The organism is Pseudomonas sp. H1_D05 (genome assembly GCF_054682705.1).
Window position 1 is genome coordinate 618,335 of sequence record NZ_CP162825.1, and the last position, 12,403, is coordinate 630,737.

Here is a 12,403-nt window from a genome sequence, read left to right on the forward strand (position 1 = left end):
GTTGTTATTGGCAGCACGCCGAAGCGAAAAATACTCGTCTGTACGAGTTAATGCAACAACTCGTACAGACGAGTTTGTTTATGTATGTTCCTGCCAGACCGAAGGCGAATTTTCCTACCCTGCCTTAGGGTGATTTCCATCGCCCACATGGACAAAGCCCTACCCTGGCCTTAAGGTTCGAAGCTTTGAGCACAGTCGGCACCGAGCCTACCCATGAGCAAATACAACCAGATCTATAGCGATCTGCTGGCCAGCATCACGACTGAACGCCTGGAGCGCGGCGCCCGCCTGCCTTCCGAAACCGAACTGATGGACAGCTATCAGGCCAGCCGAGGCACGGTGCGCAAAGCCATTGAACTGCTTCAGGAACGCGGCTTTGCGCAGAAAATCCACGGCAAGGGCACCTTTGTGCTGTCGACCAACCCGATCGAGTTTCAGCTCGGCGGCATCGTCAGTTTCCAGGAAACCTATCCGCGCCTGGGCAACGATGTCAGCACCGAAGTGGTCGAGCTGAGCCAGATCCCGCTCGAAGGCGCCCTGCTCGAACACATCCATGCCGAACCCGGCAGCCTCATCACCCGAATCAAACGTGTGCGGCGGATCGACGGTAAACGCGTGATCCTCGACATCAACCACTTCGTCAGCGAAGTGATTCCCGGCCTGTCCCTCGACATCGCCGAGCAATCGATCTACGCCCATATCGAGCAGACCCTGCAGCTACAGATTGCCTACGCCCAACGCACCATCGAAGCGGTGCCGCGCAGCAAGGATGATCAACTGCACCTGGACCTCGATGGCCAGAGCCATGTGATCGTGGTCAGCAACCAGACCTTCCTCCAGGACGGGCGTCAGTTCGAGTACACCGAATCCCGCCACACCCTCGACAAATTCTACTTTTCCGACGTGGCACGGCGCTGACCCCGACACGTTTCCAACGATCATGTGCGGTACATATGTAGTGCACTCCCCTTGAGCGAATCGGCCATGCTCGGCCTTCATTTCTCAAGGATGGAGAAAGCATGTACGCCACCCAACAAAGCCTTCTGCCTAACGCGGCAGACAAGGCGGCTCTGAAGCGAATCGCCTATACCGTCGTGCACAATTGCCCCGGACTGCAGGACGCTGCCCATGAAGCCGCCCGTGATCTGCTGGAAGCAAAAGGCCTGTCAAGCCTCGACCCGGATGAGGTTTATTTCCATCGCTTCAAGACGGCCCAGAGCAGCACTCGCTCGTTTACCGGCTGGGAGCACATCCGCGAGAAACCCTACGAATCGATGACCCTGACACAGCTGGTCATTCATCGTTTTCGTGCCACCGACCAGGACAACGCCGACCTGCTCGATCTGTACGGTGGCTTCTACAGCGAAGGTCCGCATGGCGAAAATTTCGACGAAAAAAACCAGGTGTGCCTGCACGGCAACGAGGTCCTGAAGGTGTTCTGGAACCTCGATTTCAGTGGGCACTACAGCGCCACGCTGACGGACTTCTGGAACAGCCACGGCGAGGATTTCCGCACCTTGGCCAAGTGCAATTTCCTCAACCGTGCAGTGCAGGCGCTGGACCTTGGGCAACTCACCCGCAGTGACTTTCAATGGCTGGTGGACACAGTGGTGGGACCGGTCAGCTGGCCGGTCAACCTGAGCATGTTGCAAGCAAGCCACACAACAACGGGGAATGTGTTCGCCTTCGACATTGACGGGCATATCTCCACGCAATTGCTGCGTATCGTCGATTCTGCCGGTCGGCAGATTATCTATCTGCCGAGTGAGACTGCAGCGTTCGTGGTCAAGGAAACGCCGGCAGACCTGCATTGGTGGGTTCTGGATCAACTGAACGACGCCAAACGCCGCGCGACCTTCCTGGAGCACTTTGCCCTCGCCGATCGTCAGCACATGAGCGAGAACATGCCCGATCTGATGAATCGCTTGGTGGCCACCTGGGGCCGGGCCGACCATCACCTGATCAACCGCACAAACCAGGAACTGAGCGATGATGCATTCAGTTGGCTGCGTGACTCGACACGTCAGGCGATGTTTGCTGAAGCCCACCTGTCCCTGACGTCCAATGGCGATCTGCGCAAGAAACTGTGGATCGGCTATCTGAGTGCGGGCCTCAAGGTATTTGCTCCGATGGCCACTGTCGGTTGGCCGCTGGCGTTACCGGTGATTGGCGCCACCCTTGCCAGCATGGGTCTGAATATCGATCAGGCGCAAAACGGCAAGACAAGGGCCGAACGCAAGGCCGGCGTGCTGGGTGCGGTTTTGAGTGGTATCAATCTGTTATTCAACCTTCCATTGCTGATCGGCACCGGCCCGATGCTGGAGGTTGGCGCCGAGGTCGAGGCGGCAGAAGCCGCCGAGATGGCTGAGTACAGCGAAGCCTTGAATGCCTCTGTCGAAGCCGATTACCAAGAGCCGATCATGCTGCCGGACGATGCCGACATCCCCGGGCCAGATATTGATGAAACGATGCTGGTTCCGGCGCAGAAAGCCCTACCGCCTCCGGTGCCCGAACGCTACCAATGCAACGAGCTGCTTGATGGCACAGCGCTCGGCGAAGAGTCGGGGAAATTCCGAGGTGTCTACCGCCTCGACTCGGATCCGCCCTATGCCATTCTGATGAATGACACGCCGTACTATGTGCGCTACTTCGCCAACGCTCACGGCAGCGGCGACTGGGCGATCGTCGACCCTGAGCGCCCAAACCAGCTTGTGCACGCGCTGCCTGTCCGTCTCAATGGCGAAGGAGAATGGGAGCGCATGCCAGCTTTGGGTCTCAAGGGTGGCGGCCAGTGCATGGGCAAACAATGCACTCCGGATCTCGAGCTCGACACCTTCGAACCTGCCTCGCCCGAAACGCCCGTGCAACCGGCAGAAGAACCGCAACCCTCGACATCGAGGCCCCCACGCCCGGTGACCAGTGCCTTTGACATCGAACCGTCGGTACGCCGTTCGATAAAAGCCCGGGCGTTGAACCTCAACGAAACCCATGCCCGGTTGCAACCCGACGGTGCCGGCGGTTTCGCCATGGACGATCCGTTCGAGTTGTATGCCGCCGGCAAACGCCAACTTCTGCAAAGTTCGGCCCGAAGCTTTTTCAAGAACCTGCCGTGGGTCATCCAGCCCCCGCGCCCGGTGATACCCGAGATCAACCGGCTGATGCCACTGACCGATCTTTTCGATGGCGTTTTTGAAAGTGCCTCCGGGCTGGTGGTCGGAGAAACCCTCGATCGCATTGCCAGCATGGGTTTTCTGATTGAAAACATGCCGGCGCTGGCCCGACACGTGAAAACCCTTTATCTGCGTGGCCTGCTCAGTGACTTCGCTCAAGTGGAACTGAACCGCTACTTCACCAGCGGCAATATGACTGCGGATTTACACACTTACCTGAACAGCCTGGGCACCGATCCCGCCGGTCGATTCAACCCACTGGAACTGGTCCAGGTCGCGCGAGCGAACGGGGTTCGGGTCCAGGCGATCGACTGCGCCGCCAGCTACAAAATGAAAACACCGCTGCCCTCCGTCGACGAGCAAATGATGAGCACCTACCTGACAAACGACATCATGACCGGTGACGTCTACCTCAACAGCCCGGGAAAATGGATCGTAGTAACCGATGCTCACAGCACCAATACCTTCAGAGGACTGCTGGGCATCAGTGAACTGAAGGGGGGAATAGGCTTGCGAATCGATGAAGTCGGCGCCGGTGAAGAGCTGGGCGTGGATGTCGATCCGGGTATTGAAGTACCACGCGGCAGCTCGCCCGGTGGCACCGTCAGGCAAGGCAATCCAGATCTTCTGCGTGCCGATCTGCGCTTGAGAATGCCGGCACCCGAGGTGACCTGGACCGAAGAAACGCTGGAGAATCTGTTGTACAGGCGCGGCATGTATCTGTTCGAAAAAACAGGTGAGCGCTACACGCTGATCCACCGCAGCAAACAAGGCATGCTGCAACGCACACCGATCACTCGATCGAGTGACGGCAAGGTCTCCCTCCACCGACCTGCGTGGCAGCGGGTGAATGACATCGCATTCGCCAACCTGAAGGACATGTCTCAACGGTTGTCCGATACCGGGCTGATATTGCGTAGCCGGATCCCTGATTGAGGCTCTCCGGTTAAAACTGAGCAAGGAAGGCCCGACAACGAAAAATGCCAGTCAGCAAAACTGACTGGCATTTTTTATCAACCTTCCTCTGCACTTGCGAATCCAGCTAGCGGCTGGATAACGCCAGACAAGCCATCCTCCCCCATCACACCTACTCGATTTATCAATAGGGGAGCAATATGCGGTAGCCGGGTAGTGCACTGCCCTTGAGCGAATCGGTCATGCTCAGTCTTTGTTTCTCAAGGATGAAGAACGCATGACCTCCCCCGAACGACGTCTCCTGCCAAACGCTGAGGACAAAACCGCCCTCAAAGCCATTGCTGCGACGATCGTGCAGACCTGCCCGAGTCTGCTCGACGCTGCCCATCAAGTTGCCAACGAAATACTGGCGGACAACGGACTGTCCGGCCTCGATTCCGACCGTGTTTACTTCCACCGTTTCAAAACGGCGCAGAGCAGCACGCTGACCTTCACGGGTTGGGAACATTTGCTGGAAAAACCTTACGAAACGCTCACCCTCACACAGTTGGTGATCCATCGCTTTCGCGCGACTGATCAAGACAACGCAGATCTGCTTGGTCTTTACTGCGGGTTCTACTCGGATGGCCCGGAGGCGGAAAACTTCAATCAGAGCAATGAAGTCCGGTTGCTGGGCAGTGATGTGCTGAAGGCGTTCTGGGACGTCGACTTCAGCGCGCGCTACATAGGCCAACTGACGACTTTCTGGCAAACCTCGTCGGATAACTTCCGAGCCCTGGCAAAGTGCAACTTTCTCAGCCTGGCGGTGCAGGCGCTGCAACAGGGTGACCTTGACGGAACTGACTTTCAGCGCGTCGTCGACTCGGTAATCGGGCCCGTTACCTGGCCCGTTACCTTGCCAATGCTGCAAGCGTTACACCCGGTAGGTGCTGAAGTGCGGGCGCTGGATCTCGATGGCCACGTAGCTTCCAATGCACTGCGTCTGGTGGAAGACAGTGGCCGCCAGACCCTTTACTTGCCAGGTGAATCCCAGACATTCCTCTTGATGGAGAATGAAGCGGATCTGCATTGGTGGATGCTGGAGCAGATGAATTCAGAGGACAAGCGCACGGCTTTTCTCAAGCATTTCCCGCTGGCTGACCGCAATCACTTGACCGAAAACCTCACCGATCTGATGAACCGCCTGGTGAGCACTTGGGGTCACAGCGATCATCAAATGATCAATCGCAGCAACGTCGCGATCAGCGGTGACGCATTCACTTGGTTGAGCGAGTCGACACGTACGGCCATGGTTGCCGAGGCGCACCTTGTACTCACTTCCAACAGTCAATTGCGCAAAAAACTCTGGATCGGTTATTTGAGTGCCGGTCTGAAAGTATTCGGCCCGATGGCAGCGGTGGGCTGGCCTTTGGCGTTGCCTTTGATTGGCGCCAGCATCACGAACATGGGATTGAACATTGATCAGGCCATCAACGGCACTACGCCAACCGAACGCAAAGCCGGTGTTACCGGAGCAGTGCTGAATGCGATCGACATTGTGTTCAACATTCCGTTTCTGATCAGCACGGGCGCGCAACTTGAAGTGGGCCCGCAGGTGGAGTTTGCCGAAGCGCAAGAAATGCTCGGGTTGGTCGAGTTCACTGCGCCTGACGCACCCTTCTTGCCGCCTGTGGATCAACCGCCAGTCGCGACGATTGATCCACAGGCGACCGTCGAGCTGGCAAACGAAATTGCCACCGGGACCACCATCGCATCCACCCGGCAGTTGGCCACGCCGGCTGCGCGCCAAGGTTGGTCTGTTCCAAAGATTCCTGCCAAATATCGATGCAACGAGCTACTTGCCCAGCGTTCTGCAGAGGCAGCTCCAGGCAAGTATGAGGGCATTTACCGCCTGGACAAGGAGCCGGGCTATGCCATCGAAATGGAGGGTGCGGCTTACTACGTGCGCTACTTTGCCGACTCCGAAGACACTGGCCACTGGGCCATCGTCAATCCCGAGCGACCCAATCAGTTCGCTTACTCGTTGCCAGTACGCTTGAGTAGTAGCGGCAAGTGGGAACGCATACCCGCGTTGCGCCTCAGGGGAGGCGGCCAATGCCTGGGCAAGGCCTGTTTACTGGGCATTGATCTGCCCTCGTCCTCATCCTCGGCCCCAGCCTCATCAACCCCGTCAGCGGAGCTTCCCCTCGTTGAACCGGTTTCACCGGTTGCGCGACCACTGCGTCTGGTTACTCCCCTGAACGACATCGTAGGAATGGACATTGCGAAAATGAAAAGATGGGCAATGAACCTGCCCGAGACTTTCGACGAGTTCTCCAGTGCAAACCGCGGTCATCCATCCACTGCCGAAACGTATGAGGCTTATTTCCGCGACAGACGTACATCCCTGCTAAACAAGGCCAAAGAGTATTACTCGGAGATGAAATGGACCAACCTGCCCGCACGGCCAGTCATCCCGAAAATCGATCCAGAGATGCAGACGGCTGAGTTGATTGATCGCATCTTTGCCAATACCGATGGACTGGTCGTCGGCGAAACCCTTGATCGCATCGCCAGCATGCGGTTCATGATCGAAAACATGCCAGCGTTCGCACGGCATATCGACACACTGTACGTACGTGGTTTGCTGAATGATTTTGCCCAGGCAGATCTCAACGACTTTTACCTGTCGGGAGAGATGTCAGAGGATCTTCGCGGCTACTTGTCCGGCCTGAGTACCGACCCTGATGACCGATTCAACATGCTCGAACTGATCAAGGCTGCCCAGGCCAATGGCATCCGCAGCCATGGTCTTGAAGTCGCACACAGTTACAAACTGAAAATACCGCTGACTTCGATCGAAGAGCAGATGATCCACGCCCGGCTCGCCTCTAAAATCATGTGGGGTGACGAGCTCCTCAACAGACCCGGAAAATGGGTTGCCCTGGTCGAGGCAACGAACACCAACGCTTTCAGAAATCTGCCAGGCATAAGCGAACTCAGGGGCGGCACCGGTTTACGCATTGAAGAAGCGGTGCCCAGCGAAGTGCCCGGTGTCAGTATCGACCCGGGACTGAAAGTCACTCGGGGCCCGTTTGATAACGGGGCAACGACGCGCAACTCATCCGATATTCTATTCGCCGATCTGCGCTTGCAGATCGAAACACCTGTGCCGCAATGGACTGAGGCAACAGAGAACACACTCCTCAATCGCAACGGCATGTTCATACTCAAAAAAATGCAAAACACCTACATGCTCGTGCGTCGCGACAGCTCCAGCAATATCGTTCGAACAATAGTAAATTGCAGGAATGGTCAGTTTTACATCTGGGCACAGTCGATGCCCCGGATCAGCGGCATCATGTTCCGTAACCTCGGCGCTTTATCCCAGCGTCTGATAGAGATCGGCTTGACCCTGCAAAGTCGCTTACCCAACTAACCCGTTTTCAAGGCATGAAACGAAAAAACCCTTGGCTTCAGGCCAAGGGTTTTTCGTTAATCAACGGGTAGTGAGATCATTCCCACTCAATCGTCGCCGGCGGCTTGCTCGACACGTCGTAAGTGACGCGGGAGATGCCTTCGATTTCATTGATGATGCGGCCGGAAACGGTTTCCAGCAGTTCGTAAGGCAGGTGAGCCCAACGCGCGGTCATGAAGTCGATGGTTTCTACGGCACGCAGGGCCACGACCCAGGCGTAACGACGGCCATCGCCGACCACGCCAACCGATTTCACTGGCTGGAACACGACGAACGCCTGGCTGACCTTGTGGTACCAGTCAGCTTTGCGCAGTTCTTCAATGAAGATGTGGTCAGCGCGACGCAGCAGGTCGGCGTATTCCTTCTTCACTTCACCGAGGATGCGCACGCCCAGACCCGGGCCCGGGAACGGGTGACGGTAGACCATGTCGTACGGCAGGCCCAGCTCCAGGCCCAGACGACGGACTTCGTCCTTGAACAGTTCGCGCAGTGGCTCGACCAGTTTCAGGTTCATCTCTTCCGGCAGGCCGCCCACGTTGTGGTGCGACTTGATCACATGGGCCTTGCCGCTTTTCGCGCCAGCCGATTCGATCACGTCCGGGTAGATGGTGCCCTGCGCGAGGTACTTGATGTTTTCCAGTTTGTTCGACTGGGCATCGAATACGTCGATGAAGGTGCGACCGATGATCTTGCGCTTCTTTTCCGGATCGGCTTCGCCGGCCAGGTTGTTGAGGAACTGCTCCTCAGCGTTGGCGCGGATCACCTTGACGCCCATGTTCTCGGCGAACATGGCCATCACTTGCTCGCCTTCGTGCAGACGCAGCAGGCCGTTGTCGACGAAGACGCAGGTCAGCTGGTCGCCGATGGCTTTGTGCAGCAGCGCGGCAACTACCGAAGAGTCGACGCCGCCGGACAGGCCCAGCAGCACGTTGTCGGTGCCGACTTGAGCGCGGATGTTGGCGATGGCGTCTTCAGCGATCTTCGACGGCGTCCACAGGGCTTCACAGCCGCAGATGTCGAGGACGAAGCGCGACAGGATACGACCGCCCTGCTTGGTGTGGGTCACTTCCGGGTGGAACTGCACGCCGTAGTAACCACGGTCGTCGTTGAACATGCCGGCGATCGGGCAGCTTGGGGTGCTGGCGAGGATGTGGAAGTCTTCCGGCATCTTGGTGACTTTGTCACCGTGGCTCATCCATACGTCGAGGCCGAACAGGCCGTCAGCGTCGATGTGGTCTTCGATGCCGTCGAGCAGGCGGCTCTTGCCGACCACGTCAACACGGGCGTAACCGAACTCACGCAGCTCGGAACCTTCAACCTTGCCGCCCAGTTGCTCAGCCATGGTCTGCATGCCGTAGCAGATACCGAAAACCGGTACGCCCAGGTCAAATACTGCCTGTGGGCAACGCGGGCTGTCGGCGACGTGCACGGACTCGGGGCCGCCGGCGAGGATGACGCCTTTAGGAGCGAATTCGCGGATCGCATCTTCGTCCATGTCGAACGGGTGCAGTTCGCAGTACACACCGATTTCGCGCACGCGGCGGGCGATCAGTTGGGTGTATTGCGAGCCGAAGTCGAGGATCAGGATGCGGTGAGCGTGAATATCGAGGGCCATGATTCAGTCTCGTCTAAGTCGTTCAGAAACAGTCGTGATTCAGAAACAACTCGGGGCTGAATCAAACAGCCCCGGTTGCTTTGCTTGTTGCTTGAAGGCTCAACCTACGCGGTAGTTTGGCGCTTCTTTGGTGATCTGCACGTCGTGAACGTGGGATTCGGCCATGCCGGCGCCGGTGATCCGCACGAATTCAGGCTTGGTGCGCATTTCTTCGATGTTGGCGCTACCGGTGTAGCCCATCGAGGAACGCAGACCGCCCATCAACTGGTGAATGATCGCGCTCAGGGTGCCTTTGTAAGGCACACGGCCTTCGATGCCTTCCGGAACGAGTTTCTCGGCACCTGCCGAGGAGTCCTGGAAGTAACGGTCGGAGGAACCTTGAGCACGGGACATGGCGCCCAGCGAACCCATGCCGCGATACGCCTTGTACGAACGGCCCTGGAACAGTTCGATCTCGCCCGGCGCTTCTTCAGTACCGGCGAACATCGAGCCCATCATCACGCAGGAAGCACCGGCTACGATGGCCTTGGACAGGTCACCGGAAAAACGGATGCCGCCGTCGGCGATCAACGGTACGCCAGTGCCTTCAAGGGCAGCGGCGACGTTGGCGATGGCACTGATTTGCGGGACGCCGACACCGGCGACGATACGGGTGGTGCAGATCGAGCCGGGGCCGATACCGACCTTGACCGCATCAGCGCCAGCTTCGGCCAGAGCCTTGGCTGCGGCGCCGGTGGCGATGTTGCCGCCGATCACCTGCACTTCAGGGAAATTCTCTTTGACCCAGCGAACGCGGTCGATCACGCCTTTGGAGTGACCGTGGGCGGTATCAACTACCACCACGTCCACACCGGCATTGACCAGAGCAGCGACGCGGTCACCGGTGTCTTTACCGGTACCGACCGCAGCGCCAACGCGCAGACGACCTTGATCGTCCTTGCTGGCCAGCGGGTAGGCTTTGGCTTTTTCGATGTCTTTGACGGTCATCATGCCTTTGAGGGCAAACTTGTCATCGACGATCAGAACTTTTTCCAGACGGTGCTTGTGCAGCAGCTCGCGGACTTCGTTCTTGTCGGCGCCTTCACGCACGGTGACCAGACGCTCTTTAGGCGTCATCACTTCACGTACGGTGGCTTCCAGACGGGTTTCGAAACGCACGTCACGGGAAGTGACGATGCCGACCAGGTCGCCATCGTGCAGGACCGGAACGCCGGAAATGTTGTGCATGCGGGTCAATTCGAACAGGTCACGTACCGTGGCATCAGCCTCGATGGTGATCGGATCCTTGACGACGCCGGCTTCGAACTTCTTGACCTTACGCACTTCGGCAGCTTGCTGCTCGATGGTCATGTTCTTGTGGATAATGCCGATGCCACCTTCCTGAGCCATGGCGATTGCCAGACGGGCTTCAGTGACGGTGTCCATTGCAGCAGAAACCAGAGGAATGTTCAGCTCGATGCCACGGGTAAGGCGGGTCTTGAGACTGACTTCGTTAGGAAGCACCTCGGAATAACCAGGCACTAAGAGAATGTCGTCGAATGTCAGAGCTTCTTGGCTGATACGCAGCATCGCGGGGGCTCCCGAGCGGGAAAATGGAAGCGCGCCATTATAGTCATCCACCCCCTGCTGTTCAATGTAAAACTCAGCTTAATATCAATGTTGCTGATGTACGGGAATCCCCGCCGTTACAGCTCCACCTTGACCCAAGAGACAGGTTGATCGAGCCAATCGGCGAACTCATCGATAAAGCTCTGCTTGAAGCCCGCCTCCAGCCAGTTGTTGAAGATGAAACCGAGGTTGGAAAACCCGCACTCCTGCAGGTACAGGAAGCCGTTGATGTCGTCTTCGTGACCGCATTCCGGGCAGGTGAAGTTGTCGGTGCGCCCCGGCATCCAGTCTTCGAGGCTTTCAAACAGCGCTTCGCCGATCTCGCGACGACACTCGGCGCAACCGGCCTCTTCGAGAAAGCCCTTGGCCGGTGTGTAGATGCAGCGTTTGGTGACGATCTCCAGCCCGTTGATCGGCTCACCAAATGGCAACGCTTGCGGGTGCAGGACCACGGCGCGGGCGCCATCGGCAATCGCGTAAGCCATGCGGTTGCCGGTGCGGCCACAGGTTGTCAGCTCTTCTTTGATGATGTTCTTGCGCACCAGCCAGCGCACGATCGCCCGGGCCCGGGGTTCGTGGACCGGCAGGGTGGAGATTTTCGGGACGATGATGCTTTGCGAATTCATGGGAAATCCTGCGGTGTGACTTCTGACGCCTTCGCGAGCAAGCTCGCTCCCACAATGGAATGCAGTTCCCTGTGGGAGCGACGGTGCGACGATTCGACCTGCTCGCGAAGAGGCCCTAAAGGCCGGCAGCTTAATCCCTGACAAAATCCGGTCAAGTGCTGAGGTAGCGCCCGATCAACGCCAGCCCGCTCGCCAGCACCAGCCACGTCACCAGCCGTACAAATGCCTCGCGCGACAACTTCATGGTCAAGCGCCGCCCGATCCACAGCCCCAGCGCCATGGCCGGCAACAGACACAGCGCCAGCATCAACAAGGGTAGCTCGGCATACACACCGGCGATGGCAAACAGACTCAAACGCACCACCGTGCTGCAACTGATCAGCGCACTTTGCGTCGCCCGCGCGGCGTCTTTCGGCAGCCGACTGTTGAGATAAATCGCGTATAGAAAGCCGCCACTGCCAAACAGCGCGCCGAACAATCCGCCCACCGTGCCCATCGGCACTGCCCAGGCCGCCGACAATTGCGCCGGCCGGGCTTTGACCCACAGGCTGTAAACCGCATAAGCGCTGATAAACAGACCCATCAACAACAGCAACAGATCGGATTTCAGATTAAGCAGGAAAATCACTCCCAGCGTGCAGCCCAGCGCCATGCACGGCAGTAGCCGCAACAACTCCGGCTTGGCCACATCCCGCCGCGACGGCAGCAGGTTGCCGAACGCTGCAACGAAATCCAGTAGCACCAGCAGCGGCACAATCTTCGACAACGGCATGAACAGAAGCAGAATCGGCCCCGCCACCAATGCAGTGCCAAATCCGGCAATGCCGAACACGATGTAAGCCAATGCGATGCCCAACCCAATCACCGCCCAGCCGCCAGCGCCCCACGCCCATTCACTCAACAACCCCGCCACACTCATCGTTCCGCTTCCTTAATAAGCCTCAGATGACTTTAGCCAGCGCCGAGGGTTGCGACTAATATCTTCAAAGTCGATCACCCATCTCAAAAAGGC

7 protein-coding genes are annotated in these 12,403 nt (G+C 57.9%); 3 read left to right on the plus strand and 4 right to left on the minus strand.

The annotated features are described in order from the left end of the window. Window positions 1-213 precede the first annotated feature (213 nt). From treR to AB4O11_RS02755, 3 genes are all read left to right on the plus strand, one after another. Window positions 214-918: a trehalose operon repressor gene (gene treR / locus AB4O11_RS02745; RefSeq protein ID WP_034156275.1), complete on the plus strand. Its 705-nt coding sequence runs from the start codon at window positions 214-216 to the stop codon at window positions 916-918. Window positions 919-1,019: 101 nt separating this feature from the next. After that, entirely contained in the window at window positions 1,020-4,106 is a 3,087-nt protein-coding gene (locus tag AB4O11_RS02750; protein WP_460130082.1) for a membrane-targeted effector domain-containing toxin, read from the plus strand. A 256-nt stretch (window positions 4,107-4,362) separates the two neighbouring features. Beyond that, window positions 4,363-7,503 (plus strand): membrane-targeted effector domain-containing toxin, encoded by a 3,141-nt coding sequence (locus AB4O11_RS02755; RefSeq protein ID WP_460130084.1) that lies wholly within the window; start codon window positions 4,363-4,365, stop codon window positions 7,501-7,503. Window positions 7,504-7,579: 76 nt separating this feature from the next. On the opposite strand, the gene guaA is transcribed toward AB4O11_RS02755, so the two are convergent. The 4 genes from guaA to AB4O11_RS02775 form a co-directional block, all read right to left on the minus strand. After that, window positions 7,580-9,157: a glutamine-hydrolyzing GMP synthase gene (gene guaA / locus AB4O11_RS02760; protein WP_093430638.1), complete on the minus strand. Its 1,578-nt coding sequence runs from the start codon at window positions 9,155-9,157 to the stop codon at window positions 7,580-7,582. Between the two features lie 99 nt (window positions 9,158-9,256). Next, the gene (gene guaB, locus AB4O11_RS02765) at window positions 9,257-10,726 is read right to left on the minus strand and encodes an IMP dehydrogenase (RefSeq protein WP_460130086.1); all 1,470 of its coding nucleotides are present in this window, start codon (window positions 10,724-10,726) and stop codon (window positions 9,257-9,259) included. A gap of 116 nt (window positions 10,727-10,842) precedes the next feature. After that, the gene (locus AB4O11_RS02770) at window positions 10,843-11,391 is read right to left on the minus strand and encodes a sugar ABC transporter ATPase (protein WP_095048343.1); all 549 of its coding nucleotides are present in this window, start codon (window positions 11,389-11,391) and stop codon (window positions 10,843-10,845) included. Between the two features lie 151 nt (window positions 11,392-11,542). Further along, on the minus strand, window positions 11,543-12,310 hold the full coding sequence (locus AB4O11_RS02775) for a sulfite exporter TauE/SafE family protein (protein WP_460130088.1): 768 nt from the start codon (window positions 12,308-12,310) through the stop codon (window positions 11,543-11,545). Between the last annotated feature and the right edge of the window lie 93 nt (window positions 12,311-12,403).